The following is a 24,565-nucleotide window of genomic DNA, read 5'->3' on the forward strand; positions in this document are numbered from 1 at the left end:
CCGGAGACAACGATATGAGCTTTGCAGGAACAGGTGTAGTTGCAATTTGGCATGATCTTTTGCCCGAGGCGCGCGATGAGTTCTACGAGTGGCATAACCGGGAGCACATGCCAGAGCGCGCGGCGATCCCCGGCTTTCAGCGCGGGCGGCGATACATCGCACTCGATGCTGGGCCTGTCTATTTCAACCTGTACGAGGCCGATACCGTTGACGTGTTAGGGGGGCCAGATTATCTGGCGCGCCTGAATGCGCCGACACCCTGGACGCAGAAAGTCGTGCAGTCTTACCGCAATGTCGCACGATCGATCTGTGACGTGCACTACACCGCCGGGGTGGGAAATGGCGCTTACCTGGTTACCCTCCGCTTCAATGTAAGCGCCGAACGCCACGAAGACGTCCTGCAAGCGTTGCGTGATCGGCTGTTGCCTCCGCTGACGGATGCTCAAGGGATCACGGGGGTTCATCTGTGCACCGCCGATGAAGCCGTGAGCAAGGTTGAGACTGCAGAGAAAAAGGCCCGGTCGGAGGGTACTGAAATCCCATCCTGGATCATCATCATCGAAGGCTGTGCCGCCGATTATGTAGGCCATGCCAGAGAGCAATTGGTCGCTGCCGTTGGCAATTTGCTGGACGTGCCTGAAACGCAACTCGCCACGACACTTTATCAACTGGAATATACGCGCTGCAAAACACCTTCGAGCGCGGGATGATAATGGCTGACTTGCAATAATCAGACTGTGTTTCGCGTTTTCCTCACCGGGGCGCGCCTGCCAGCGCAATAGGTATTGCTTAGGGCGCCCTCTCTTTTTTCGGAATGACGTGGGAAACCGTCGGGTCGAGCTCGGTGTACGACTTGCAGGTGGCATTTATACACGTTACCGAATTGGGAGTAGTTGTTGATGCCACCGGATATGACCCATTCCAGTTTTTGCAACGGTATTCGATATAAGCATTTAATGCTGATCGACACGCTCGCACGCACGCGCAATATGCATGCTGCGGCAACACGTATGAGCCTCACGCAGCCTGCCTTGAGCAAGATGCTGCGAGACGTGGAGCAGCAGTTCGGCTTTGCACTGTTCGAGCGGCTGCCGCGGAGCATGTCCCCAACCGAACTCGGCGATCATGTTATTCGGTTTGCTCAAAATGCTTTGGCTGAATCGCAACAATTTGTCGATCAGGTCAACCGCCTGCGCAATGGCGGTCATGGCTGTTTGCGTGTGGGTGGAATCTTCGCGTCAACTGCGCAGGTGTTGCCGCAAGCAATCGCCGCTATCAAGGCTCGCTACCCGTTGCTGTCGATTGAGGTCATCGAGCAATCAAGCGATCACCTGCTGGCCCTGCTGGAGCAAAAAAAACTCGACATCATGATTGGCCGCTTCACTGATGAGCGCTTCCACGCGTTATTCGATTTCCAGCCTTTAGAGCCCGAACCCTTCAGCCTTGTGGTCAACCATTCGCACCCGCTCAATACGCAGGTGAGTATTGACCCTGCGGCCTTGGGCGATTGGCCGTGGGTGCTGTACCCCGTCGGCACGCCGATCCGCGACCGTTTGGAGCAAGCTTTCAAAGTCGTCGGCATCCCCACACCCCCGGACAGTGTCGAAACTGTCTCGATGTCAGTGTTTCTGCAATTGCTGCAGTCTGCGCCGATGATTGCCATGCTGCCACGCTCAATGATTGCCGCTCAACTTACAAGTGGGCTTCTTAAAGAGTTGCCCTGTTCGCTAACACTGTCGCCACTTGAGTATGGCGTAGTGACTCGTAAGGATGAAACGCTGAACGCTTCTGCTCGCCTGTTCGTCGATATCCTTATAGAAGGGGCCCGGCGACGGGGCGAACAGGTTACGTGGGGTGATCGATTTTCCTGTGCATAAGACAGATGCGATAACGCTCCGTTATCAAATGATCAAATCATCTCATTGGGAATGTTCAGCAAAAGTTCTTAAGGTGTACGAATAAAGTTCGGTTATCCGGACCAAGCCATAACAAGAAGCTCGCCGTGACGCACTGAGAGGTTTTATGCAACTCATCGCTAAAACGGGTGATCTTGCGGTCATTCGCTTGAACCCACTGGATAATGTTCTCATCGCTCGGCAACCGCTTGCGCAGGGCCAGTATCTGGAAGCCGAAGGCATCACCGTAGGGCAGCCAATTCCGTCAGGCCACAAGGTTGCCACCGAGCGGGTAGAGCATGGCCAGCCGCTGCGCCGCTATGGGCAAATTATCGGTTTCGCGTCGCAGGCTATCAATGCGGGTGATCATGTGCATGTGCACAACGTGCAGATGGGCGAGTTTGACCGCGACTATGCCTTTGGTGTCGATCTGCACAGCCAGCCAGCCACTGAGGCGACGTTTCAAGGCATTGTGCGAGAGGATGGCCGGGTCGCTACGCGTAACTACATCGGTATTCTGACCTCGGTGAACTGCTCTGCAACTGTCGCGCGTGCAGTGGCCGATTATTTCCGGCGCGATATCCACCCCGAGGCTTTGGCCGATTATCCAAACATTGACGGTGTAGTGGCCCTGACACATGGTTCCGGCTGTGCGGTCGATCCTGGCGGCGAGTCACTGGGGCTGCTGCGCCGCACCTTGGCCGGTTATGCCATACATCCTAATTTTGCCGCCGTGCTGATTATCGGCCTGGGCTGTGAAACCAATCAGATCGAAACACTGCTCGAAACCCATGGCCTTGAGGCCAGTGCGCAGTTGCGTACCTTCACCATCCAGGGGATAGGGGGAACTTCGAAGACCATTGCTGCCGGTATCGAGCAGGTCAAATCATTGTTGAACAACGCGAACCAGGTTCAGCGTGAGCCGGTCAGCGTCCGCCACTTGGTGGTCGGCCTGCAGTGTGGTGGTTCCGATGGTTATTCAGGCATTACTGCCAACCCCGCGCTGGGCTATGCGGTCGACCGTCTGGTGGCCGCAGGTGGTACCGCAATTCTTTCCGAAACCCCGGAGATATACGGGGCAGAGCATCTGCTGACACGGCGCGCAGTCAGCCGCGAGGTCGGCGAGAAGCTGGTCGCGCGTATCCATTGGTGGGAGGCGTACTGCCAGCGGATGAACGCCGAGCTGAACAACAACCCCTCGGCCGGTAACAAAGCCGGTGGCCTGACCACCATCCTGGAAAAGTCTTTGGGCGCAGTCGCTAAAGCCGGCTCCACCAACCTGGTCGACGTCTACGAATACGCACAAGCAGTGCGGGCGCACGGGCTGGTTTTCATGGATACACCAGGCTATGACCCGGTTTCCGCCACCGGCCAGGTGGCAGGGGGGGCGAATTTGATTGCCTTTACCACCGGCCGGGGCTCGGCTTACGGCTGCGCGCCGGCGCCCTCAATCAAGCTGGCGACCAACAACCGTGTCTTCGAGCATCAGGAAGAAGACATGGACGTCAATTGCGGCGGCATTGCCGATGGTTCCACCACCATCGAAGAACGCGGCGCCTACATCTTCGACCACATGTTGCGCATCGCATCAGGCGAGCGCAGCAAAAGCGAACAGCACGGCTATGGGCAAAACGAGTTCGTGCCCTGGCAGATCGGAGCCGTGACCTGATCGCCCTGCATACCAATTTTGAGGCCATAAACCTATGAATGTCAGTGGATACAATTTTATTGCAGGCCAGCGCAGTGGCCAGGGTGACAGCCTGGTGTTCAGTATCAACGCGGGTACCGGCGAGCGCCTACCCGGCGGGTTTCGCCAAGCCACTGTGGATGAAGTAAACGCTGCGGTAGCGGGTGCTGTGTCCGCTTTTGCAACGTACCGAAACCTGGCGGCAAGCCGCCGTGCCGAGTTCCTCGACGCCATTGCCGATGAGCTCGACGCGCTGGGTGAGGACTTCATTACGCTGGTTTCCCAGGAAACCGCATTGCCCGCCGCCCGGATTCAGGGGGAGCGCGGTCGCACCAGTGGCCAGATGCGCCTGTTTGCCCAGGTGTTGCGTCGTGGCGATTTCTACGGTGCTCGCATCGACCAGGCGTTGCCAGGGCGTACCCCGCTACCGCGGCCGGATCTGCGTCAATACCGAATTGGCGTGGGGCCGGTGGCGGTGTTCGGCGCCAGCAATTTCCCCTTGGCCTTCTCCACCGCCGGCGGGGACACCGCCGCCGCTTTGGCTGCGGGCTGCCCAGTGGTGTTCAAAGCGCACAGCGGCCATATGGGCACTGCTGAACGGGTGGCGCAAGCGCTGGTCCGGGCAGCCGAACGCACGGGCATGCCAGCAGGTGTGTTCAGCATGATTTTCGGCAGTGGCGTCGGAGAGGCGCTGGTCAAGCATCCGGGCATCCAGGCGGTGGGCTTTACCGGTTCACTCAAGGGGGGGCGCGCGCTGTGTGACATGGCTGCCGCAAGGCCGCAGCCGATCCCGGTGTTCGCAGAAATGTCGAGCATCAACCCTGTGCTGGTGCTGCCTCAGGCACTGGCCAATCGCGGCTCATCCATTGCCAAGGAGTTGACTGCGTCCGTTGTGCAGGGTTGTGGGCAATTTTGCACCAACCCGGGCCTGGTTCTGGGTATCCGCTCGCCGGCGTTCAGCGCGTTCATCAACGACTTGGCCGGGCTCATGGCTGAACAGGTTGCGCAAACCATGCTTAATCCAGGCACGTTGAACAGCTATGGCAAAGGCATCCAGGCATTGCTGGCTCATCCGCGGGTCAGCCGGCTCAGCGGCTCAGCGCAACACGGTAATCAGGCGCAACCACACCTCTTCGAGGCGGATGTCAGCCTGTTGCTGGAGCATGACGAACTGTTGCAGGAAGAGGTATTCGGCCCTTGCACCGTGGTTGTCCAAGCCGCTGACGAGCAGGAGCTCGTGCGAGCGATCGAAGCGCTGCAGGGCCAGTTGACGGCCACGTTGCAGGCAGACAGTGAAGACCTGGTCACCTACGGCCACCTCCTTGCCAAGCTTGAGGTCAAAGCGGGTCGCGTCCTGCTCAACGGCTACCCCACCGGCGTAGAGGTTTGCGATGCCATGGTCCATGGAGGTCCTTACCCGGCAACCTCCGATAGCCGTGGCACCTCCGTCGGCAGCTTGGCCATTGACCGATTCCTGCGCCCGGTGTGCTACCAGAACCTGCCGGATGCTTTGCTGCCGGCTGCTCTGCAGAACGCCAACCCACTGGGTATCGAGCGCTTGGTCGACGGTAAGCCCAGCACCGCAGCCTTGAGTTGACGGACGCAAGCCTACTCCTCTTTTCGACGGATACAGTAAGGGTAAACAGATGACCGAACGATTGAATGACGGCGCGCCACGACCATTGCGCCACAGCGCCAGCGTATTTGAAACTGGCAGCTGGGTGGGGCGGGTCTGGCTACCGGAGCAGGGGCCTGCGGTGGTGCTGGTCAAGGCCGGCGCCGTATACGACATCAGCCGCTATGTAGCGACCGTCTCAGCCCTGTTGGAGGAGGCCGACCCGGTGGCCTACCTACGGGGTATACCGCTGGCTGAACCATTGGCCGAACTGGAGCCGTTGCTGGCCAACAGTGATTCGGTTCGCCGTGACCCCCGCCAGCCGTGGCTGCTGGCCCCCATAGACCTGCAAGCGGTCAAGGCTGCAGGCGTGACATTCGCGACCAGCCTGCTGGAGCGTGTTGTGGAAGAACAAGCCAAAGGCGACCCGGCCAAGGCTGATGCGGTGCGGGCCAACCTAGTCAGCCGCATCGGCGCTGATCTGTCGCAGGTCGTACCAGGTTCTGCCCAGGCCGAGGCGCTGCGCAAGGTCTTGATGGAGCAGGGCCTGTGGTCACAGTACCTTGAAGTGGGGATTGGCCCAGATGCTGAAGTGTTCACCAAGGCCCAGCCGCTGTCGGCGGTCGGTCACGGCGCTGAGATCGGCATCCACCCCGGCTCGAGCTGGAACAACCCAGAACCCGAAGTGGTGTTGGCGGTGTCGAGTGAGGGCAGCATCAAAGGCGCCATGCTCGGCAACGACGTCAATCTGCGAGACTTCGAAGGCCGTAGCGCGTTGCTCCTGTCGAAGGCCAAAGACAACAATGCTTCCACCGCGCTGGGGCCTCTGCTGCGCTTGTTCGACGAAACCTTCAGCCTGGACGATGTACGCAACGCTGAAGTCGACCTGAAGGTAGAAGGGGAAGACGGTTTCATTCTCTCTGGGCGCAGTTCCATGCGCCAGATCAGCCGCGACCCGGAGGATTTGGTGAAGCAGACCCTGAACGAAAACCACCAGTATCCCGACGGCCTGGTGCTGTTCCTCGGTACGCTGTTTGCCCCCAAGCAGGACCGTGATCAGCCGGGCAGCGGTTTCACCCACAAGCGGGGCGATGTGGTGACCATCAGCAGCGCGCAACTGGGTTCCCTGTCCAATCGGGTGACCACCAGCGATCTGGCACCGCAGTGGGAGTTCGGCCTGCGCTCATTGATTGACAGCCTCGGCCGTCGTGGACTGCTGGAAGTCGCAACCACCGCGCGGCAGCTGTGATCCACGTGCTGCGCAGGGAGGGCGCAGCACGAAGCCTGCAGCCATGCAGGCTTGCATTATTCAAAGAATAAAGAAGAGGCGCGTATGAAAACTCGTTGAATGAGTATTCAACGTGAAGGGTTGCGTTCATATCAAATGTCTGTGATGGAAATAATAAAAATGAAAATCCGCGCATCCGTACAACAATTCAACAATGCAAACGTGTTTTTCGTCGTGCCGCTGCTGAGTGCAGCCATCAGCGCGCAGGCAGCGGCTGAGTCCGGATTTATAGAAGATTCATCTGCTGGGTTGAACCTGCGTAATTATTATATCAATCGTAATTATGTCAGTGACTCGGCTGGCCAAAGTAAGGCAGAGGCGTGGAGCCAAGCGTTCATATTGAACTATAAATCCGGCTTCACCCAAGGCCTGGTAGGTTTTGGTGTGGACGCCATGGGGCTCTACGCTGTGAAACTTGACGGTGGCCGTGGCACGCCTGGCACACAGTTGCTACCCATTCATGACGATGGTCGCGCGGCCGATGATTATGGGCGCCTGGCGATTGCTGGAAAAGCGCGAATCTCGGCTACAGAGTTGAAGGTTGGCGAATGGATGCCGACACTGCCTATCTTGCGTTCAGATGACGGACGATCATTGCCGCAGACGTTCAAAGGTGCGCAGGTCACTTCTCGAGAAATCGAAAACCTTACGCTGTATGGCGGCCAGTTCCGTGCCAACAGCCCACGAAATGATGCGAGCATGGAGGATATGTTCCTTGCGCAGAAGCCAGGCGTCAGTTCCGATCGCTTCAACTTTGTCGGCGGAGAGTATACGTTCAATGACAAACGGACGATGCTGGGCGGGTGGGGGGCCGAGTTGAAGGATATCTACCGCCAGCAGATGATACAGGTCACACACAGCCAGCCCATCGGTAAATGGACGCTGGGTGCCAACCTTCAATGGTACACGGGCAAGGAAGACGGGCAGGCGCTGACTGGGAATCTCGACAACCGGACCTGGTCCGGGTTGTTCTCAGCGACGTACCGCGCGAATACCTTCTACATCGGCTTGCAGAAGGTTTCCGGTGCAGATGGCTGGATGAAAATCAACGGTACGTCGGGTGGCTCATTGGCCAACGACAGCTTCAGCTCCAGCTACGAAAATGCCAACGAGCGCTCCTGGCAGGTGCGCCACGATTACAATTTCGTGGCTGTGGGTATTCCGGGGCTGGTGCTTATGAACCGCTATATCAAAGGTAGCGGTATTCGTGTGGGCGGGGAGTCGGGCGTCAAGGAGTGGGGCCGGGAGACCGAACTGGCCTATGTGTTCCAGGCTGGCGCGCTCAAGGATTTGAATATCAAATGGCGTAACTCGACGTTGCGTCGGGGGTGGGGCACCAATACAAGCTTTAATGAAAATCGTTTGATCATCAACTACCCGCTTTCGCTGTTTTGATTCATAGGGATGGGCGGCGGCCTGGGCTAGGGAAACTCCAAGCAAGTGTCCCAAACGCACCATGGGCAGTACCTCGGCGCGGCAGGCCCCTTTTTCAGCCGCTAATTGTCTCAGAACCAGGGCTTTGTCCTGGTTCTTGGGCGCGCTACAGGCGCACCTCTCCCGCAGCGCTCAATAACTGTAGGCCCACCATTCACAGGTTCGACAGCGCAAACAAAGTGGTCAGTTGTGCTGTGTTCTTGGCCAAGCCACGAACGCGAGTCTTCACATGACCGAACTGGCGCTTGATCACCCGGAGCGGGTGCTCCACTTTCGCATGTACAGTTGGTAAGGCTTGTGCTGACCTAGTGCTGATGGCTGATGGCTGATGGCTGATGGCTGATGGCTGATGGCTGATAGCCCTGGTGCTGTTCGCGGGTGGCCAGCAGTACCGGGTGGAGGAGCAGAACTTCAAGGACAACCATCTGGCTGGGCTAAACGGAGAACTAGAGAGCTTTCAGTTGGAGGTTCGCTCAGGAGCTCGCTCATTCATGGCGATCCGGAGGTCGTGAAGCTCTTCTACCAGGAGAGTCACAAGTACGGATGCTATGTGTTCAATTGGGGAGCGAGCAAAGGCATGGACCATTTCCAGGATGTGTGCGTTGTGCTGAGCGACAGAAACTGGAACTTCTATCTTGGGGGCAGCGTCGAGGCTCTCCCTGCTCAGACGCGCAATAAACTCTATGTGGCCTGCTCCCGTGCGCGAGGCAATCTCTATTTGGTTCACGACAAGCACTTCAGGGCTTTTAAGGCCACAAGACCTGAGGTGCGCATGTGCCTTGTGAACAGCGGAGGTCTTAGTGGGCGACGGTCATGTCCACTTTTGGTTGTGGTGTGGATTCAACCGGTCGATGCACACAATATCTGATTGGCTCATAAGTGGCTTCTTGTGTTTATGGTGCGGATCATGATTGCCTGCTGCTATTGCTGATTGCGCTGTTGGCTAGGATTGTTGTCAGTCTGTCTCCGAGTTGGCGCCATGCTTCGGTTTTCTCCTTGGCATAGTCGTGATGTAAATAGTGCCGGCGTACCTTGGACCCGCCCAGCAAGTGGTTTTGGCAGCGGTCGATGATCTCCAGGGTGACACCCAGCTCCTGCATCATTGTCGCACCAGTGCGCCGCAGGTCATGCGGTGTCCATTCACCCTTGGTACCTTTGCTCAACAGTAGCGAGTCGTCATGATGGCGCCCGGTAAGAGGTTTGCTACGGTTTTTGAATCGGCACTGCCGGTCTCCGATTAGCTTGCTGACCGTCTTGGTGTCGATGTGGCTTTTCTCGTCCTTGCCGGGGAAGCAGAACGGGGTATGCCCGGTTTCTTCCTTCAAGCACTTGAATTGGTTCCGGGCGAAAGAAGACAGAAACACGTGGTGATCTTGGCGCTTGCCCTTGTGTCCCTTGGTGGCCTCGGCTGGAATGAGCCAGGTGCCTTTCTCCAGATCCACATGGCGCCATTCGGACTTGAGCAGCTCACCGATGCGACAAAGGGTACTCAGGCAGATCCAGACGGCACATTGTACGCGGCGATTGACCGGGCGGATGCCGGAGTATTTCTGTCCGGCGGGGAGGGCGTCGTAGTTGTGCTCGAGGCGGCTGAATATGTCGTGTAGTTCGCGGATTTCGTCAGGGGAGAGGAGGCGGTCGCGCTGTTCCTGGTAGTCGTGGTCGAGGAGTTTGTTGACGTCCACCAGGTCGGCCGGGTTGCCGTCGGCCATCAGGCCGCGCCAGGGTTTGCGCTTCTCGGCCCAGCGCAGCATCTGGCCGATGTCGTTGTTGCGGATCACAACGGTGCGGTTCAGGCCGCGGGCCTTGATCGAGCGCAGGGCCGCGAGCAGGTCTTTCTCGGTGAGATTGCGCAGCGGCTTCTTGTCAATGAGGGGCAGCACGTCTTGGTGAAGCTGCGGCGCAGTTCGGCGTTGCCGTCCTGGCGGGATACGCCGTCATGCATCCACTCTTCGAAGAGCTCGGCGACCGTCTTGTTCTCCGCGGCCTGGCGCTCTGCTTCGGCAATGGTGGCGGCAATGGCGGCCTGGGCTTCAATCTTGGCGGCCTTGCGGGCGGTGGAGGGATCGAAGCCCTTGGTGACGGTCGCTCTCACTTCGTCGCGCTCGGCGCGGATCTGCGCCAGCGATTTCTTGGGCCAACTGCCCAAGCGGTGATCGCGCTTGGTTCCATCCAGCTTGAACTCGTAGCGAAACAGGACGGTGACACCGCGTACATCCGCACGCACTTTGGCGACCAGGCCGCCGTCTTCGCGTAACGTCTTGCCGTCATCGGCTGAGGTGAGCGCCTCAAATTGCTTCGCCGTCAGTTTTGCCACTTTCTACCCCTTGCCTGATTCGGTCGTCCTTGAATTGTGCCCCACTTTTGCCCCACCAAATCGCTTGGCTGTCGGTGGATGTTGGTGGATCGCGAAGGAAACCTTTATAGCCTGTATGCCCCGTATTTTCTAGGCTCTAACGTTCCGTCGGCGTCCATGGACATGCATGGAAATCCATCAAATAAGCGCATGGGGTGCAAGGGGTCGAGTGTTCGAATCACTCCGCCCCTACCATATATTTCAATGACTTAGGCCATTTCCGAAAGGAGTGGCCTTTTTCATGTGCGTGATTTTTGCGTGACTTCTCAGGGTAACACCACCGCGAATTCGCATGCCGTCAACCTCGTCAGGATCGGCGTGGGTGTAGAGCGGAATGCTGTAGTCGGTGACCGCCGAGGCAAGCGCTCCACCGAATTTGAGGTTGTGCTGCTTAACCTCGTTAGAGATCGTGGCGTACGCCTGAGGTGAGCGTGATTCCATCCATGCCACCAGCGCGGCCCGGTGCTGGGCCGACATGTGCTAAACCGCACATCGGTCCAAGGCCAACTACAGGCTGGCCCATCGGCGCCGCATCCACCATGGCACTGATGCAGAGTGATACGTCCCCTCAGTTGCCAGCGGCCCACTGGCGCCGCTTGTCCATGATGAAGTCGACGAAGGCCCGCAGGCGCAACGGCATGTGCCTGCCTTGGGGATACAGCAGGGTAAACGGCCGCGAGCGGCCCGCGAAGGGCCGCAGCACCTCGACCAGCGAGCCCTCGGCCAGCTCGTGCTCGACGATAAAGCGGTAGGTCTGGAACAGTCCCGCGCCGTGCTTGGCCAAGGTCACGCCACCGAGCACGTCGTCCGAGCAGACGTAGCCGCCCTCGGTGAGGACTTCCCGTTCGCGGCCCTCCTCTTCGAACAGCCAGGCGATGCGCCGACCGCTGCTGGGCAGTTCGAACTGGATGCAGTCATGCTGCGCCAGTTCTTCAAGGCTCTGCGGTTCTCCCGCGTGTTCCAAGTAATCTGGAGTGGCCACCACCACCAGCCGGGCGTCTTCCAGCGGCCGGGCGATCAGGGTCGAATCCGGCTGTGCACGCACGCGGATGGCCAGGTCGTAGCCCTCGCCGACAAAGTCGATATTGCGGTTGCCCAGGTGGATGTCGACCTGCACCTTCGGGTAGCGCCGGCGAAAATCGGGCAGCAGCGGCAGGATGCGGTGGTGCCCGTAGGTCGTGGGCAGGCTGATGCGCAGTGTGCCCGAAGGCTCCTGCTGCTGCCCGGTCACCACCCGTTCGGCCTCCACCAGCTGGGTCAGCGCCTGACGACACTGTTCGTAGTAGCCTCGCCCGCCCTCGGTCAGACGGATGCTGCGGGTGGTACGGACGAACAGTCTGGAGCCCAAGCGCTCTTCCAGGCGGCTGATCGAGCGACTGACCGCTGCCGGCGTCACGCCCGCCGCGAGACCGGCTGCGGTGAAGCTGCCCAGCTCCGCCGCCAGGCAGAACAGCTCGATACTGCCGAGTAGGACGTCGTCGAAATGCCGCTGCATTGATTACACCATGTATCAACTGAAGTTCTCGATGCCATATTTATCCTTATCTGAAGCAAAAATATAGTCCTCCCAACGGCGCTCCTCGGCGCCACCTGATTGGGAGAAACGACATGAGCAACAGCAAAACGGTAGTGATCACCGGCGCCTCCAGCGGCATCGGCTTCGGCCTGGCCAAGGCTTTCCTCGCCAGTGGCTTCAATGTGGTCGGCAATGCCCGCTCCGCCGGAGGCCTCGCCGAGGCCAAGGCACAACTGGACAGCCCCGCCTTCATCGGCGTGGCCGGTGACATCGCCAAGCCTGAGACCGCCCGCCGCCTGATTCAGGCCAGCATCGACGCCTTCGGCCAGGTCGACGTGTTGGTCAACAACGCTGGCTTCTTCCTGCCCAAACCCTTCATCGAATACAGCCCGGAAGACATCCAAGGCATGCTGGAGACCAACCTCAAGGGCGTGGTCTACGCCTCCCAGGCCGCCGCCGCGCACATGATCGAGCGGCGCCAGGGTCACATCATCAACATCACCGCTGCCGTGGCGCTGCAACCCAACATCGCCGTGCCCGCCGCCCTGCCGGTGCTGATCAAGGGGGGCCTCAACCAGGTCACCCGCGCCCTGGCGCTGGAGCTGTCGTCGCACAACATCCAGGTTAACGCGGTGGCTCCTGGCATCATCGAGACGCCGATGCACGATCCGGCCAGCTTCGACTTCCTCAACGGCCTGCAACCGGCCGGACACATCGGACGCGTCAGCGACATTGCCGACGCCGTGCTTTACCTGGCCAACGCCGGGTTCACCACGGGCGTGGTGTTGCCGGTCGACGGCGGTATGAGTGTCGGCAAATGGTAATAGGCTGAACGTAACTGGGAGGCATCCCGCCTCCTTGCCCTGATTTCCCCACCCCATAGGAGTAATACCATGCCCTTCGTCAGCGTCCGCATCACTCGCGACGGCGTCACCCGTGATCAGAAAGCCCAAGTCATCAAGGAAATCACCGAGACCTTGCAGCGAGTGCTGGGAAAGAAACCTGAGCTCACCCATATCGTGATCGAGGAGGTCGACACCGATAACTGGGGCTACGCCGGCATGACCACCACCGAGTACCGCAGCAAAAAAACTCAGGGATGAGTTCCGAACTGCCCCGGCGGCGCGAATCAGCGCCTCCAGGGCGGCCTTGGCTCGACACGCTTGCGAAGGAGAACCCACTTGAAGACCGCCATGAGCAATACATCCAGGCCCGTGACGAAGGCGGTATGGGTGATGCTGGTGTGTTGAAGTCCGACGGATTGGAAAATGTTACCCAAGCACAAGGCCACTGGCGTCGGTCGCTGGTTTAGATCGCTATCTGAAAGAACTTGGTCCAGAAAATATGCTGTTGGCGGGGGGAGATGCAGTTGTCTGCTAGGATTCAGCACGCTGGCCAGAGTATTGAATGTTGATCGCTTGTATCCATGTCGAATAACTACTTAGGGAAGAGATATGTCCATCCATGCAATCACCATCCCCTGTTTCGCCCAAATGTTACGGACCCTATCGGCACTGTTGTCCAAGGGAGAGTCCTGCGCGCTTGAAGGGGGCTACGATCCGATAATCTTGCTTGAGTCTCGGCTAGCGCCTGACATGCACAATCTTGCTCGGCAGGTTCAATACGCGTGCGTCCAAGCACAGGAGGCGGTTCAGCGGCTTACACATCAGCCGCTTGAGACGCTCTCGCCGCCAGAGGACATTGCATCGGCGAAGGCCCTGATTGAGCGAACGTTACGACTACTGGATACTGCTGATGCCGCAGCGATAGATGCAGCAGCAGACCTCAAGCTCGCAATCGAGCTACCCAATAACATCACGTTTGATATGACTGGCAGTGAGTACGCAGTCAATTGGGTTACGCCACAGTTCTACTTTCATCTAGTCACGGCCTATAACATTCTGCGTCACAACGGCGTTCCGCTCGGAAAGGCCGATTACGTGCAGCACATGTTCGCCTATCTGCGACAGTGAACCCTGCGCGAGGTGGGCGCTAAGCAACTGTGCCGCGCTCGCCACTCGGGGCGGTCGCAGTTTGTTGGTCCAGCGATGTGGACGCCATTCCCGCCCCTGGTTGCAATAAGGGGCGGCGATCAGTTGAAAGCGAGCTGATCAGGCAAATTGGTAACTCAGCCGAATGCGATGCGTACCCTCCCGGATCTGGAGATCTTAACTTCCTCAGGATAACGCTGGCACATAGACAATTTGGTCACGTCCACCATGTTTGGCCGCATAGAGACCGCCGTCAGCGCGCTTTATTGCATCATCAATCTGCTCACCCTGGGTGAGCAGGGCGCACCCAATGCTCATGGTCATCTTCGTAGGGCCGCCGGGCAACTGAAACGGCGCGCTGCCGATTGACTGACGCAAGCGCTCCGCAATCTGCGTTAATTCTTGGCTATCTTTAACCCGTAGCAGGGCCACGAACTCCTCTCCTCCCTGGCGTACCAGCAGGTCATCTGGCCGAAGCGTAGCCCGCAGTCGGCGGGCGCACTCGCAGAGCACTTTATCGCCGGCATCGTGGCCATGCTCGTCATTGACGGATTTGAAACGGTCGAGGTCTGCGTATACGGCACCTAGCTGTAAACCTCGCTCCTCAGCCAAACGAAGCTCTCGGCTCTGAAATGCTGCCAATGCCCCGCGGTTCCATAGTTGTGTCAAAGGATCAAGCAAAGCCCTGCGCTGCCCGCGATCCATTTCAACACGCAGAGCGCGATTGACCTGCGCTAGGCTCTGCAGTTGCAAATAACCCTCGGTGAGCGTGGCTAAGTCCCGAAAATGAGCCTGTTGCGCCTCGCTGAGCTTCCGCGGCCGAGGATCGAACATGCACAGGGTGCCAATGGCTTTGCCATTTGAGGCACGTAACGGGTGGCCCGCATAGAACCGGATATAGGGTGGGTTCAGCACGAGGGGATTGTCCTCGAAGCGTGAATCGCACCTGGCGTCGGAAACCATCAAGGTATCTTCACCGAGAATCGCGTAGCCGCAAAAGGACACATTGCGCTTCGTCTCGCTTACCTCGATGCCGATTCGAGCCTTGAACCACTGCCGATCCTGATCGATTAGGCTGACCAGAACGGTCTCCACCTGGGCTAGTTCTTGGGTGAGTCGTACCAAGGTATCGAGATAATGCTCGGCCGGCGTATCGACCAAGTCCATATCATCAAGTGTGCGCTGACGAAGTGCTTCATCAGCGGGTAGGGGACAAGCTGGCATGTCTGTTACTCCACTCATTGGTTCGTTTTTTCCACAAACGCGGATAGAAAACTCTCAAGCATCTTGACCAATGCCGCACACGCTCGGCGACTTCAGGCCAGGCCAGCCGGAATAGAGAGCATAGCAAACCGGTTGGCTCTATCCCGGATCCTCCAGTGGGCATTACCTGTGGTGTTGATCGGCGCGGCTCGGTCGGTCGCCCAAGACCTCGACAAACTTCTCAGACTTACCGGCGGCTTGAACAAACGGTTGAGGTTGTCGCCCCTGGCTGCCTTATTGGAAAACCGGTATTGACCTCGAGTTAAGTCAAGGTTTTAGAGTGGCGTCCGGACGCTCTCGCTGCTTTCGGAAACGAACTCACAAAGGACCCGGAATGGACACTCCGACTTCACTGCTGATTTTCCAGATCACCTGCTGCATTGGCTTGAGCCTGTGGCTGAGTATCAGCCTGATCAACAACCTGCAGGCCTTTACCAGCTCAGCCGGGGCGATCGGGGAGACCATGTCGATGGCGCCGCTGGCCCAACCTCCCGGAATCAGCCTCCCTCTGCTGGTGCGAGCGATGACCTCTCACGCCATCCATCGCCTGGCCTTGTCGATCATCGTGCTGGCACAGGCAGCCGCCGTTCTCGCGGCTTGGGTTGGCTGCTATGAACTGCTGCTTGGCGCCGGCCTGGAGGTGGCGCGGCCCTGGTTGAACCTGGCCTTGAGCGCAACGCTCGGGTTCCTGTTCGCGATGCTGCTGGGCGGGATATGGTTCGGCTACTGGATCCGCCAGGAAGGGTTGCAACTGACCCATCTGCTGTTGATGGTCTGGATCCTGCTGCACTTCGTCGTACTGAATGTCCGCTGGAGTTGAGCGGCCTAGGGAAGCTTGGAGCATTTCAGTCAAAAGGAGCAACAGATGAAGATGATGATCGTAGGCGCCGGCAGAGGGTTGGGCCGGGCTTTGCTCGAAGGGCTCGGCAAGCCAGGGGATACGCTGATCGGCGTATCACGCAAACAGCCGTCAGACCTGGCCCTTGCCCCGGGCATCGACCTGCAGTGGGTCGATGCCGACCTTGCCAAGCCAACGGCGGCTGTAGCACAGATCGCGGATCGGGCACCTGCCGATCTGGATGTCCTGATCTACAACGTTGGCATCTGGGAAGAACACGCCTTCAGCGAGCACTATGCATTCCTTGACGACAGCGACGAATCGATCACCAGGCTGGTCGAGGTGAACATCACGGCCACGCTGCTTCTGCTCAAGCGCCTGGTGCCCAAGTTGCTTGGTGCGTCCCGGCCGCAGTTGATCCTCACCGGTTCGACCTCAGCTCTTCGCCAGAGTGGGCGCCCGGAGGTAGCGTTCGGCGCCTCAAAGTTCGCCCTCAACGGCATGGCTGATGCGCTGCGCGAGGGTTTCAGGGATGACAACCTGGCGGTGACCGTGCTCCAACTGGGTTATCTCAATACCGACGACTCCCTGAACACGCCATTGGCGCAAGCCGCAGCACGTGGCGAGCGGCGCCAGGTACCGGTGCATGATGTGGTCACTATGGTCGACGCGCTGTTGCGCTTGTCCGGGGCTTCGTTCGTACGGGAGCTGATCTTGCCGGCTATCGGTGATGAGCGCTTCTGACGCCAAAGCACCGGAGCCTTTGCGTGAGGGTTCGGCTTTGATGTCGCAATCGATGGAGCTGAATCTTGGATCACGTCTAGCAAGAATGGGGCAGGGGTTAGGTCGCTGAGTCGCCTTCAAAACCCGGAGTCGCATAGGTCTTGAAGGCACCCAGTCAATGATGAGTCATTCAGCGCATCATGCCCAGTTCAGCATCATCCATCAGCGCCTTGGCCACGCGCACAGGTAGTGCGAAGCCCAGATCAACTGAGGTTTATCTTCCATCAATCCATCCAGGGTCATGTCCCGTGCATAGCCCATCAGCTCGGACGCCTGTTCACGGGCGCTTTGGCAAGGGATGCCGGCTTCGATGCGGAACAGCGGATGGGTCTGGTTTTTACCTTGGTAGAAGGTGGTTTTGCCGACGGTGAATTTGGTTTCTTCTGTGGACATTGTTCAGTTTCCCCAAGAGTGCTTCAGCCTGTACGGGCCTATTCGCGGGTGAACCCGCTCCTACGGGAGCACGGCAGTCTTCAAGGCTGAGGGAGTGCCGGGGAGGGGGGGGCCGCGAAGAGGCCGGCCCAGGCAGTGCATCAGCGAGACGTCAGTGCGTAGTGCGAGGCTCCGTGGGCATCTGCACTTGGGCTATTGCGGACTCGAGCAAAGCTCTCAAGGTCTCCAGTTCATGCATCGAGGTCATCATCAGAATCGACGCGGGTGACTTGGGCTGCAGCAGCATTGCCTGATGCACGACAGTTGCAGCGCAAAGCGCGTAATCCGTGGCCTGAATCAGGGTGTCTTCAAGGCAGAGGGTTCTGTGGGGTGGATCTGGAACGATCTTGAGCATGGCGTAACTCCAACGTCGGAAAGTGGAGCTACCTCAACCTTGCTGTCAAACAAGATGGTGGCAGCTGTACGCGGGTTGACAGACCGAGACGTTGGCACTCGGCGCACCACAGGGTGCCCACACGTACAGCCGCCATGAAAGCGAGCACATGAGGACAACGTCAGCGGTCTGTCAAAACCGGTCGCTGAATTGGCAGCGACAGGCCGAGACTAGGGCTGACTATTTCCATGTGCAACGAAAATCAGGCGCGAGGAGTATCTTTGGGAAATGGCCTACAAGGAAGGGGTTATTTCTGATTTTTCGACCCGCTCCCGTTCCCCAAAACGTCGACAGGAAACATGCGGGCAAAAGAAAGCCCGCCGAGGCGGGCTAAGTACTATCACGTAGGGATAGCTTCATCCTGCCCAAGCCACTGTGAAAATTGGGTGAAAGAAAGGTCCCCATAACGTGATCATCCAGAGGGCCCCGCGCCCTTTAAAGCTCGGCTTTCTGCCGCTGGTGGCGCTGAAAGCGGGTAACCGCGATCTGGACGGCAGCTGCAACGAGGCACAGTAGGCCGACTTTCCAGCTGCCCTCCAGGCCGTAATGCTCGGCGATCTTCCCTGTGATGATGACGCTAACGAAGATGGCGAAAGGCAGGATCAGTTTGTTCATCGGGTCTTCCAGCAGTCTGCAGATGGCTCGGGTGAACATGCAGTTCACCCAGCGGAAAGGCCGCGATCTTAGCAAATCCGGTTACGGCGTTGTGGTCACTTCCAGAGCGGTTGCAAGGTGTGCTGTCTGTCTCGCGATAATGGCAAAGGGGCAGCATGGACTTGCGCGACCCAGCCCTCGAAACTGATCCATTCGCATCTGGACCAGGGCCGGTCATGAATAACCTGCAACGCACACTCTCTCTCATGCTGCTGCTGGCAGCCGCTTCGTTGACCGCCTGTGTCCCCTGGAAACGCGAACGCGCCGCCTACGCGGACCTTTGCGAATCCGAGTTCCAATTCAAAGTGCCAGGCCCGCAGGGGGAGACCACCCTCTACCTGGAAACCTACCTCTACGACCACGCCGCCCTGTGGGGCGAAAAGCGCTATGAGCAAAGCCTGTACGTGCAGTACCCGGGCGAGAAGTACTCGCGGCAGGAATTCTTTGTGCAAATGATCGCCTACAACAAAGACCGCCAACGCCCGTCGACCGATGCCAAGCGTGGCGAGCCGCCGATACCGGTGCTGTACGACAGCCGTCAGGCTTACATCACCTTTGAAGACGGCTCGCGCCTGAATGCGCGGCCCGAGGTGTACTTGGGCATCAACGAGACCTACGACTTTCCGTTGGTGAATGAGAAGACCGCCCGGCCATCGCCATATGACATCAACAGCGATGAAGTGCACCGGATGATTCCCAGGATGACCAACAACAAGCGCTATGGCTCGGCTTACGTGATCTTTCAGACGGACAAGTTCGAGGCAGATTCCAAGTGGACGATTCATCTGGGGGCACTGGATGTGCAGGGCCGCAAGGTGCAGATTCCGCCGCTGAAGCTCTGCTATCACCCCGTTAAGAAATGGATCGGGATCGAGCCGCTCATGCGGCCTTGAGTGGAAGGTGTCCGCCATGGGAGGTTTGGCGGCGCTCTATCTCACCGGCAATACAAACCCACCGGCGAACACCTCTCAGCCCCCCCATTGCGAATTTCCTGGTTTCAGCTAACTTATACAAAAACCTGTACAAGAATGAGGGGTTGTACATGTATTGCGAGTGGCCCTTCACCCTGTACTTTGACGGCGCCTGCCCGTTGTGCGCTCGGGAAATAGCCTTCCTGCGCAGGCAATCGACCGGGGGAAAGCTCATCCTGGTTGACATCAGTGCTGATGATTTCGATGCAGGGGCGTTGGGCTTCACGGTTGAGCAACTGAGGTCATGCCTGCATGGAAGGTTCGCGAGCGGGCACTGGGTTACAGGCTTGGACGCCACCTTGTGGAGTTGGCGTGCTGCCGATGTGGGCCTGTGGGTCGCGCCACTGGCTTGGCGCCCGCTACGTCCCCTGTTTTCGGTGCTTTACAGGCTGTTCTGTCGATTGAGGCCACACTTGGCCTGGCTACCACATCCCGCTGGCGGGCACCGTTGTAACGGTGAGGAGTCCAAATGTCACATTCGTTAGCCGAGCACTACCATGAAATCCTGGTCGGTATTGGTGAAAACCCGCAGCGCGAAGGGCTTCTGGACACACCCCAGCGTGCGGCAAAAGCGATGCAGTACTTGTGCAACGGGTATGCCCAGGATCTTCACGAGGTCGTAAACGGTGCTCTGTTCGAGAGTGAAAACGATGAAATGATTGTGGTGCGTGACATTGAGCTCTACTCATTGTGCGAACACCACATGCTGCCGTTTATTGGCAAGGCGCATGTCGCGTACCTGCCAACAGGACGCGTGTTAGGCCTTTCCAAGGTTGCACGCGTGGTGGACATGTTCGCCCGTCGTTTACAGATACAGGAAAACCTGACGCGGCAAATTGCGTATGCCGTGCAGGAAGTCACGGATGCCGCAGGGGTAGCGGTCGTGATCGAAGCCAAGCATATGTGCATGATGATGCGCGGTGTAGAGAAGCAGAACTCGGTGATGATTTCATCCGTGATGTTAGGTGCATTTCGCGACGCCCCCTCGACGCGACACGAATTCCTGAACCTCATTGGACGACACAATTGACATCCGATCCTGAACCGTTGCGAAGGGGCGCCCAGATGAGTTCCGTTGCTACTGCTTTATCTCCAAGCCGCTTCACTGTCCTGGGTTACGGCGGCCTGCTGCCGTTTATTGGTTTGACGCTGCTCATCCTTTTGGGGGCTGAATATCGAGCGTTTTTCTCGATGAAGCTGGTCGGCTATGGCGCGGTGATATTGAGCTTCGTCGGTGCCCTGCACTGGGGGTTTGCCATGACGTTGCAGGGTTTGCCCGCAAAGCAGCGTCAAGAGCGACTGGTGTGGAGCGTTATACCGGCCCTGATCGGTTGGGTTGGCACGTTGCTGCCTGCGCCACTGGGGTGTCTGGTGTTGACCTTTGGTTTTGTCGGCCATCTTTGGCAGGATCGCAAACTGGCGCAAGCGATGCCTGGGTGGTATCTGCCGATGCGCGTGCATCTAACGGCTGTCGCGAGCCTCTGTTTGCTGGTCAGTGCACTTGCGGTGTCCATTCATTTTTGAAACCCCAAGCAACCATTGATGAGTCACTTCTGCGGCCCACCCCAAATATCTCGCCCGATGCACACAACCCCGTCAAACAGCAAACGCGCCGTCCTCACCAACCCGCACCCCTTGATCACGCCATGTTCCAGGCTGATTTCCACCGTAAATTCCCCACTCGGATGCTCCACCGCCAAACGCTGACGATCACCGTCGGACGTGCTGGCAAGGCCCTGTGCAACCGACCCTTCAATCAAACAGGCCGTAGCAACACTCACCGCACCAAACACCCCGATGGACGCATGGCAGCGGTGCGGGATGAACGAGCGCGTATTGACCGTGCCGCCGTTGCGCGGTGCTGACAGCAGGCACATTTTTGGCACATTGCGCTGGCTGACATCACCCAGGTTCATGCGTGGGCCCAGTTGCAGGCGGATGGCTTCCAGGCGTGTTTTCAGGGCGCTGTCGGCCTCCAGCGTTTCGCACGGCTCGTAACCGGTCACGCCAAGGTCTTCTGCACGCAGCAGCACCACGGGCATGCCGTTGTCGATGCAGGTGACTTCCACACCCTCGACACAGTCGCGGCTGTTGCCGGTGGGCAACAGGGCTCCGCAGCTGGCGCCGGCCACGTCGGCAAACGTGACCACCAGCGCCGCCCCACGGCCCGGCACCCCATCAATACGGGTATCGCCGGCATACTCCACCTGGCCATCGGCGGTCGGCACCTGGGCGACGGCGATCTGCCCGGTGTTTTCCATGAAGATGCGCACCGGTGTGCTCGCGCCGCTGGCGGCCACCAGGCCGCGCTCGAGGGCGAACGGCCCTACGCCGGCCAGAATGTTGCCGCAGTTTTGCCCATAGTCCACCCGCGCCTCGTCCACCACCACCTGAGCGAACAGGTAGTCCACGTCGGCGTCATCGCGCTGCGAAGCGCGGATGATGGCGACTTTGCTGGTGAGCGAGTCGGCGCCGCCGATGCCGTCAATCTGCCGGGCATCGGGCGAGCCCATCACCGCCAGCAGCACCCGGTCACGTAGCGGGCCAGGGGCGGGCAGGTCGTCATGCAGAAAATAGGCGCCCTTGGAGGTGCCGCCGCGCATCAGCAGGCAGGGTATGCGGGTCTGGCCCATGTTCAGCCTTCCAGGTCGGTGAGGTGGTCGACATAACGCAGGCCCTTCGCCGCCAGGCGCGGGCGCATCTCGTAGATGTCCAGGCCAAGCTCGCCGGCGGCCAGGCGCAGGCGTTTGCGTTCTTCCAGGTCGGCGCGCTGGGTGGCGGCTTCGAGTACTGCCTGGGCTTCGCCATGGCGCACCACCACTACGCCGTCGTCATCGGCCACCACGATGTCACCGGCATTGACGAGCTGCCCGGCACACAGCAGCGGCAGGTTCACCGAGCCCAGCACCTCTTTCACCGTACCTTGGGCGTTGATCGCGCGGGACCACACGGCAAAGCCCATGTCGCGCAGTGTCTGGCTGTCGCGCACGCCCGCATCGATCACCAGGCCGCGCACGCCGCGGGCCTGGAGCGAGGTCGCCAGCAGGTCGCCGAAATAGCCATCGCTGCACGGCGAACTGGGCGCCACCACCAGTACGTCGCCTGGGCGGCACTGCTCCACGGCAACATGGAACATCCAGTTGTCGCCAGGGGCCACCAGCACGGTTACCGCGCTGCCGGCCACCGCCACACCTTGCTGGATAGGGCGCACGGCAGTATTGAGCAGCCCCTTGCGACCTTGGGCCTCATGCACCGTGGCGACACCCAGCCGGCCCAGGGCATCGATGATGTGTGGCTCAACGCGTGGGATGTTACGCACGACGATGCCGGTCTTGCCGATCAGCCCGCTCATGCCAGGTTCTCCGTCACGCGTGGGAACACGCTCTGCAGGCCTTCGGCGTAGACGATGTTGCGTGCACTGGTGATGCCCACGTTACGCTTGGCTTGCACGCCGCGCTGCAGGGCCACGCGGGTGTAGTACTCCCAGAGGTGTTCCTGGCCGGCCATGCACTGGATGGCGGCATACTTTTTGTCCCACACCGGGGTAATGTCCAGGAACGTGTCCGGGCGCCATTCGCACTGCTCGGGCTGGTGCGGCTCAAAGGCGTACACCGGCGGTGCGCCAACGATCTTCTCGCCCGGCTTGTAGCCTTCAGCCTGCGCGATGATGCGGGCTTCCTGGGCCAGGTGCATGGCCAGCGGGTGGTCGTAGTTGTAAGGGTCTTTGAGGGAGTGGCTGAGTACGAACTCCGGTTGTACCCGGCGATACACATCGGCCAGGCGGAACAGGGTGTCCTTGTCGGCGCGCATCGGATAGTCGCCGATGTCGAAGAACTCCACGCTGGCACCGAGGATTTCGGCCGCGGCCATGGCCTCTTCACGGCGTGCGTCCTTGACCTTGGCTTCGGTCATTTCACCCTTGCGCCACAGCTTGGCAGACTCACCACGCTCACCGAAAGACAGGCAGACCACGTGCATGGCATAGCCTTGCTTAGCGTGCAGCGCAATGGCGCCACCGGCACGCCAGACAAAGTCGGCCGAATGTGCGCTGACCACCAGGGCGGATTTTTGTGGGGTATTCATGGTTCGTTGGCTCCTGCAGTGGGGGTGGGCGCAGGATGTCATTGGCCTGTGCAGGGCACTAATGCGTTCATTTGCAGCGGCTATGCGTTTTATTTATTGCCGGGCAAGCGGGGTAGAGGCATAGTCGCCGCAGTCACGAGCTGAGCGCCGGGAGCCCTTATGATCGATGTCGAACTGCCCAACCTGATGCAAGTCCGCGCGTTCATCCGGGTAGCCGAGCTGGGCAGCGTTTCGCGGGCGACGGAGGTGTTGTTCCGTGCTCAGTCCGTGGTCACCCGCGCCATCGCCGAGCTGGAGGCGCGCTTTGCCGTGCCCCTGTTCGAGCGCCATGCCAATGGCATGCGCCTGACCGACTATGGCGAGTGCCTGCTGCCGCGCGCACAGCGCGTGCTGGCGGAACTGGACGGCGTGCCGAGTTTGCTGGGCACCGCGCAGGGCGAGCCCCTCTACCTGTTTCAGGCGCGGCGCCTGCAGGTGTTCGTGAAGCTCTGTGAAACACGGCACATGCAAACCGTGGCGCGGCACTTCGGCCTTAGCCAGCCGGCGGTCAGTGCGGCCTTGAAAGTGCTCGAAGGCGGGTGCGGACAGCACTTGTTCGTGCGCACGTCGCGCGGCCTGCAGCCCACTGTGGCCAGCCGGGACATTCTGTTCCCCATCCGCCGGGCGCTGAACGAGTTGCGCCTGCTGGACAGTGACCTGAGCGCGATGCAAGGCACCCTGCGCGGGGTGGTGCATGTCGGCGCGTTGCCATTGGGCCGCTCGCGCATTCTACCGGACGCCATTTTACGCTTCACGGCCCAGCACCCACAGGTTCGGGTGGTGACCAACGAAAGCCCGTTCGACCTGCTGGCAACCGAGCTGCGGGTAGGGGATGTGGATTTCGTCTTGGGCGCCTTGCGGCCTCACGATTATGCCAGCGACCTGGTGGGCGAGCCGCTCATCAACGAGGAAATGGTGGTGCTGGCCCGTCGAGGGCACCCGCTGTTGCACACACACCTGACGCTCAAGGACGTGCACCAGGCGCGCTGGGTGTTGCCGCGGGCCGGTTCGCCGGCCCGCCAGCTGCTCGACAACTGTTTCGCCGCCGCGGGCCTGACAGCGCCGTGGCCGGTGGTGGAAAGCGCTGATCTGGCGGTTATCCGTGGCCTGCTGGTGCGTTCGGACATGCTGGCGGCGGTGTCTGCGCACCAGTTGGCTTACGAGATTGCCAGCGGCGAACTGCAACGCCTGCCGCTGGCACTGCCCGGCACTGCCCGCGCCATCGGCCTCATGCAGCGCAGTGGCTGCCTGCAGTCACCGGCGGCAGTCGCGCTGATGGCCTGTATCCGCCAGGTTATCACCGAGCAGGCGTGAGCCCAGGAGGGT

At 59.6% G+C, this 24,565-nt stretch carries 24 protein-coding genes and 3 pseudogenes; 16 read left to right on the top strand and 11 right to left on the bottom strand.

All coding sequences use genetic code 11. The features are described from left to right. Positions 1-14: 14 nt before the first annotated feature. From ACF8Q6_RS25125 to ACF8Q6_RS25150, 6 genes are all read left to right on the top strand, one after another. Entirely contained in the window at positions 15-710 is a 696-nt protein-coding gene (locus ACF8Q6_RS25125; protein ID WP_349974918.1) for a hypothetical protein, read from the top strand. A 189-nt stretch (positions 711-899) separates the two neighbouring features. Beyond that, the gene (locus ACF8Q6_RS25130) at positions 900-1,877 is read left to right on the top strand and encodes a LysR family transcriptional regulator (RefSeq protein WP_392493769.1); all 978 of its coding nucleotides are present in this window, start codon (positions 900-902) and stop codon (positions 1,875-1,877) included. 145 nt (positions 1,878-2,022) lie between these two features. Continuing rightward, positions 2,023-3,564 (top strand): UxaA family hydrolase, encoded by a 1,542-nt coding sequence (locus ACF8Q6_RS25135; RefSeq protein ID WP_392493770.1) that lies wholly within the window; start codon positions 2,023-2,025, stop codon positions 3,562-3,564. A gap of 34 nt (positions 3,565-3,598) precedes the next feature. Beyond that, a complete protein-coding gene (locus tag ACF8Q6_RS25140) occupies positions 3,599-5,179 on the top strand; it encodes an aldehyde dehydrogenase (NADP(+)) (protein ID WP_392493771.1) in 1,581 nt (526 codons plus the stop codon). Between the two features lie 49 nt (positions 5,180-5,228). Beyond that, the gene (locus ACF8Q6_RS25145; RefSeq protein WP_349974914.1) at positions 5,229-6,446 is read left to right on the top strand and encodes a fumarylacetoacetate hydrolase family protein; all 1,218 of its coding nucleotides are present in this window, start codon (positions 5,229-5,231) and stop codon (positions 6,444-6,446) included. A gap of 159 nt (positions 6,447-6,605) precedes the next feature. After that, complete coding sequence (locus ACF8Q6_RS25150) at positions 6,606-7,880, top strand: OprD family porin (RefSeq protein ID WP_392493772.1); 1,275 nt, start codon at positions 6,606-6,608, stop codon at positions 7,878-7,880. A 193-nt stretch (positions 7,881-8,073) separates the two neighbouring features. Here ACF8Q6_RS25150 and ACF8Q6_RS25155 read toward each other — a convergent pair. The 4 genes and pseudogenes from ACF8Q6_RS25155 to ACF8Q6_RS25170 all read right to left on the bottom strand — a co-directional run. Next, positions 8,074-8,205, bottom strand: a pseudogene (locus tag ACF8Q6_RS25155) (transposase); the annotation flags it as partial. Between the two features lie 619 nt (positions 8,206-8,824). Continuing rightward, positions 8,825-10,236, bottom strand: a pseudogene (locus ACF8Q6_RS25160) (tyrosine-type recombinase/integrase). Positions 10,237-10,476: 240 nt separating this feature from the next. Next, the gene (locus ACF8Q6_RS25165) at positions 10,477-10,752 is read right to left on the bottom strand and encodes a hypothetical protein (RefSeq protein WP_392490630.1); all 276 of its coding nucleotides are present in this window, start codon (positions 10,750-10,752) and stop codon (positions 10,477-10,479) included. A 91-nt stretch (positions 10,753-10,843) separates the two neighbouring features. Next, positions 10,844-11,770 (bottom strand): LysR family transcriptional regulator, encoded by a 927-nt coding sequence (locus ACF8Q6_RS25170; RefSeq protein ID WP_392490631.1) that lies wholly within the window; start codon positions 11,768-11,770, stop codon positions 10,844-10,846. A gap of 113 nt (positions 11,771-11,883) precedes the next feature. Here ACF8Q6_RS25170 and ACF8Q6_RS25175 point away from each other — a divergent pair, with 113 nt between their 5' ends. The 3 genes from ACF8Q6_RS25175 (at position 11,884) to ACF8Q6_RS25185 (ending at position 13,764) form a co-directional block, all read left to right on the top strand. Continuing rightward, complete coding sequence (locus tag ACF8Q6_RS25175; protein ID WP_014753566.1) at positions 11,884-12,615, top strand: SDR family NAD(P)-dependent oxidoreductase; 732 nt, start codon at positions 11,884-11,886, stop codon at positions 12,613-12,615. A 69-nt stretch (positions 12,616-12,684) separates the two neighbouring features. Continuing rightward, positions 12,685-12,894 carry a 4-oxalocrotonate tautomerase family protein gene (locus ACF8Q6_RS25180; RefSeq protein ID WP_014753565.1) on the top strand — a complete coding sequence of 70 codons (210 nt, stop codon included), beginning with the start codon at positions 12,685-12,687 and terminating at the stop codon, positions 12,892-12,894. Between the two features lie 351 nt (positions 12,895-13,245). After that, positions 13,246-13,764, top strand: coding sequence for a DUF1993 family protein (locus ACF8Q6_RS25185; protein WP_049587643.1), 519 nt, complete (start codon positions 13,246-13,248; stop codon positions 13,762-13,764). A 204-nt stretch (positions 13,765-13,968) separates the two neighbouring features. Here ACF8Q6_RS25185 and ACF8Q6_RS25190 read toward each other — a convergent pair whose 3' ends face one another. Next, on the bottom strand, positions 13,969-15,006 hold the full coding sequence (locus tag ACF8Q6_RS25190) for a diguanylate cyclase (protein WP_392490632.1): 1,038 nt from the start codon (positions 15,004-15,006) through the stop codon (positions 13,969-13,971). Between the two features lie 373 nt (positions 15,007-15,379). Between ACF8Q6_RS25190 and ACF8Q6_RS25195 the strand changes: the two genes are divergently transcribed. Both ACF8Q6_RS25195 and ACF8Q6_RS25200 read left to right on the top strand, forming a co-directional pair. Next, positions 15,380-15,865, top strand: coding sequence for a DUF2165 family protein (locus tag ACF8Q6_RS25195; protein WP_392490633.1), 486 nt, complete (start codon positions 15,380-15,382; stop codon positions 15,863-15,865). 45 nt (positions 15,866-15,910) lie between these two features. After that, entirely contained in the window at positions 15,911-16,627 is a 717-nt protein-coding gene (locus tag ACF8Q6_RS25200; RefSeq protein WP_176684700.1) for an SDR family oxidoreductase, read from the top strand. A gap of 169 nt (positions 16,628-16,796) precedes the next feature. Here ACF8Q6_RS25200 and ACF8Q6_RS25205 read toward each other — a convergent pair. From ACF8Q6_RS25205 to ACF8Q6_RS25215, 3 genes and pseudogenes are all read right to left on the bottom strand, one after another. Further along, positions 16,797-17,059, bottom strand: a pseudogene (locus tag ACF8Q6_RS25205) (DUF3077 domain-containing protein). 151 nt (positions 17,060-17,210) lie between these two features. Next, complete coding sequence (locus ACF8Q6_RS25210; protein ID WP_014753559.1) at positions 17,211-17,453, bottom strand: hypothetical protein; 243 nt, start codon at positions 17,451-17,453, stop codon at positions 17,211-17,213. Positions 17,454-17,927: 474 nt separating this feature from the next. Beyond that, positions 17,928-18,146, bottom strand: a complete 219-nt coding sequence (locus tag ACF8Q6_RS25215) for a hypothetical protein (protein ID WP_161773957.1) — start codon at positions 18,144-18,146, stop codon at positions 17,928-17,930. Positions 18,147-18,322: 176 nt separating this feature from the next. Between ACF8Q6_RS25215 and ACF8Q6_RS25220 the strand changes: the two genes are divergently transcribed. From ACF8Q6_RS25220 to ACF8Q6_RS25235, 4 genes are all read left to right on the top strand, one after another. After that, entirely contained in the window at positions 18,323-19,039 is a 717-nt protein-coding gene (locus ACF8Q6_RS25220; RefSeq protein WP_014591527.1) for a hypothetical protein, read from the top strand. 149 nt (positions 19,040-19,188) lie between these two features. Further along, positions 19,189-19,602 (top strand): thiol-disulfide oxidoreductase DCC family protein, encoded by a 414-nt coding sequence (locus tag ACF8Q6_RS25225; protein ID WP_392490634.1) that lies wholly within the window; start codon positions 19,189-19,191, stop codon positions 19,600-19,602. Further along, positions 19,587-20,147 (top strand): GTP cyclohydrolase I FolE, encoded by a 561-nt coding sequence (gene folE, locus ACF8Q6_RS25230; protein ID WP_012052867.1) that lies wholly within the window; start codon positions 19,587-19,589, stop codon positions 20,145-20,147. Before ACF8Q6_RS25225 ends, folE begins: the two co-directional genes overlap by 16 nt. 35 nt (positions 20,148-20,182) lie before the next feature. Beyond that, complete coding sequence (locus ACF8Q6_RS25235; RefSeq protein ID WP_392490635.1) at positions 20,183-20,641, top strand: DUF3429 domain-containing protein; 459 nt, start codon at positions 20,183-20,185, stop codon at positions 20,639-20,641. A gap of 23 nt (positions 20,642-20,664) precedes the next feature. On the opposite strand, the gene ACF8Q6_RS25240 is transcribed toward ACF8Q6_RS25235, so the two are convergent. From ACF8Q6_RS25240 to galB, 3 genes are read right to left on the bottom strand one after another with little or no spacing between them, the layout of a single operon-like run. After that, on the bottom strand, positions 20,665-21,750 hold the full coding sequence (locus ACF8Q6_RS25240) for a 4-oxalomesaconate tautomerase (RefSeq protein ID WP_392490636.1): 1,086 nt from the start codon (positions 21,748-21,750) through the stop codon (positions 20,665-20,667). Between the two features lie 2 nt (positions 21,751-21,752). Continuing rightward, positions 21,753-22,469, bottom strand: coding sequence for a 4-carboxy-4-hydroxy-2-oxoadipate aldolase/oxaloacetate decarboxylase (locus ACF8Q6_RS25245; RefSeq protein ID WP_012052864.1), 717 nt, complete (start codon positions 22,467-22,469; stop codon positions 21,753-21,755). After that, the gene (gene galB / locus ACF8Q6_RS25250; RefSeq protein WP_103340266.1) at positions 22,466-23,242 is read right to left on the bottom strand and encodes a 4-oxalmesaconate hydratase; all 777 of its coding nucleotides are present in this window, start codon (positions 23,240-23,242) and stop codon (positions 22,466-22,468) included. The genes ACF8Q6_RS25245 and galB overlap by 4 nt, the downstream gene beginning before the upstream one ends. 117 nt (positions 23,243-23,359) lie before the next feature. On the opposite strand from galB, the gene ACF8Q6_RS25255 reads away from it, so the two are divergent. Further along, on the top strand, positions 23,360-24,553 hold the full coding sequence (locus ACF8Q6_RS25255) for a LysR family transcriptional regulator (RefSeq protein ID WP_392490637.1): 1,194 nt from the start codon (positions 23,360-23,362) through the stop codon (positions 24,551-24,553). Positions 24,554-24,565 lie beyond the last annotated feature (12 nt).

It is taken from the genome of Pseudomonas sp. GLN_2 (assembly GCF_043106005.1).
Classification (GTDB): domain Bacteria; phylum Pseudomonadota; class Gammaproteobacteria; order Pseudomonadales; family Pseudomonadaceae; genus Aquipseudomonas; species Aquipseudomonas alloputida.

Excerpts from the sequence above, each read along its gene's own strand:
- ACF8Q6_RS25125 (WP_349974918.1), top strand. The coding sequence starts at position 15 with ATGAGCTTTGCAGGAACAGGTGTAGTTGCAATTTGGCATGATCTTTTG.
- ACF8Q6_RS25130 (WP_392493769.1), top strand. The coding sequence starts at position 900 with ATGCCACCGGATATGACCCATTCCAGTTTTTGCAACGGTATTCGATAT.
- ACF8Q6_RS25135 (WP_392493770.1), top strand. The coding sequence starts at position 2,023 with ATGCAACTCATCGCTAAAACGGGTGATCTTGCGGTCATTCGCTTGAAC.
- ACF8Q6_RS25140 (WP_392493771.1), top strand. The coding sequence starts at position 3,599 with ATGAATGTCAGTGGATACAATTTTATTGCAGGCCAGCGCAGTGGCCAG.
- ACF8Q6_RS25145 (WP_349974914.1), top strand. The coding sequence starts at position 5,229 with ATGACCGAACGATTGAATGACGGCGCGCCACGACCATTGCGCCACAGC.
- ACF8Q6_RS25150 (WP_392493772.1), top strand. The coding sequence starts at position 6,606 with ATGAAAATCCGCGCATCCGTACAACAATTCAACAATGCAAACGTGTTT.
- ACF8Q6_RS25165 (WP_392490630.1), bottom strand. The coding sequence starts at position 10,752 with ATGTCGGCCCAGCACCGGGCCGCGCTGGTGGCATGGATGGAATCACGC.
- ACF8Q6_RS25170 (WP_392490631.1), bottom strand. The coding sequence starts at position 11,770 with ATGCAGCGGCATTTCGACGACGTCCTACTCGGCAGTATCGAGCTGTTC.
- ACF8Q6_RS25175 (WP_014753566.1), top strand. The coding sequence starts at position 11,884 with ATGAGCAACAGCAAAACGGTAGTGATCACCGGCGCCTCCAGCGGCATC.
- ACF8Q6_RS25180 (WP_014753565.1), top strand. The coding sequence starts at position 12,685 with ATGCCCTTCGTCAGCGTCCGCATCACTCGCGACGGCGTCACCCGTGAT.
- ACF8Q6_RS25185 (WP_049587643.1), top strand. The coding sequence starts at position 13,246 with ATGTCCATCCATGCAATCACCATCCCCTGTTTCGCCCAAATGTTACGG.
- ACF8Q6_RS25190 (WP_392490632.1), bottom strand. The coding sequence starts at position 15,006 with ATGCCAGCTTGTCCCCTACCCGCTGATGAAGCACTTCGTCAGCGCACA.
- ACF8Q6_RS25195 (WP_392490633.1), top strand. The coding sequence starts at position 15,380 with ATGGACACTCCGACTTCACTGCTGATTTTCCAGATCACCTGCTGCATT.
- ACF8Q6_RS25200 (WP_176684700.1), top strand. The coding sequence starts at position 15,911 with ATGAAGATGATGATCGTAGGCGCCGGCAGAGGGTTGGGCCGGGCTTTG.
- ACF8Q6_RS25210 (WP_014753559.1), bottom strand. The coding sequence starts at position 17,453 with ATGCTCAAGATCGTTCCAGATCCACCCCACAGAACCCTCTGCCTTGAA.
- ACF8Q6_RS25215 (WP_161773957.1), bottom strand. The coding sequence starts at position 18,146 with ATGTTCACCCGAGCCATCTGCAGACTGCTGGAAGACCCGATGAACAAA.
- ACF8Q6_RS25220 (WP_014591527.1), top strand. The coding sequence starts at position 18,323 with ATGAATAACCTGCAACGCACACTCTCTCTCATGCTGCTGCTGGCAGCC.
- ACF8Q6_RS25225 (WP_392490634.1), top strand. The coding sequence starts at position 19,189 with ATGTATTGCGAGTGGCCCTTCACCCTGTACTTTGACGGCGCCTGCCCG.
- folE (WP_012052867.1), top strand. The coding sequence starts at position 19,587 with ATGTCACATTCGTTAGCCGAGCACTACCATGAAATCCTGGTCGGTATT.
- ACF8Q6_RS25235 (WP_392490635.1), top strand. The coding sequence starts at position 20,183 with ATGAGTTCCGTTGCTACTGCTTTATCTCCAAGCCGCTTCACTGTCCTG.
- ACF8Q6_RS25240 (WP_392490636.1), bottom strand. The coding sequence starts at position 21,750 with ATGGGCCAGACCCGCATACCCTGCCTGCTGATGCGCGGCGGCACCTCC.
- ACF8Q6_RS25245 (WP_012052864.1), bottom strand. The coding sequence starts at position 22,469 with ATGAGCGGGCTGATCGGCAAGACCGGCATCGTCGTGCGTAACATCCCA.
- galB (WP_103340266.1), bottom strand. The coding sequence starts at position 23,242 with ATGACATCCTGCGCCCACCCCCACTGCAGGAGCCAACGAACCATGAAT.
- ACF8Q6_RS25255 (WP_392490637.1), top strand. The coding sequence starts at position 23,360 with ATGATCGATGTCGAACTGCCCAACCTGATGCAAGTCCGCGCGTTCATC.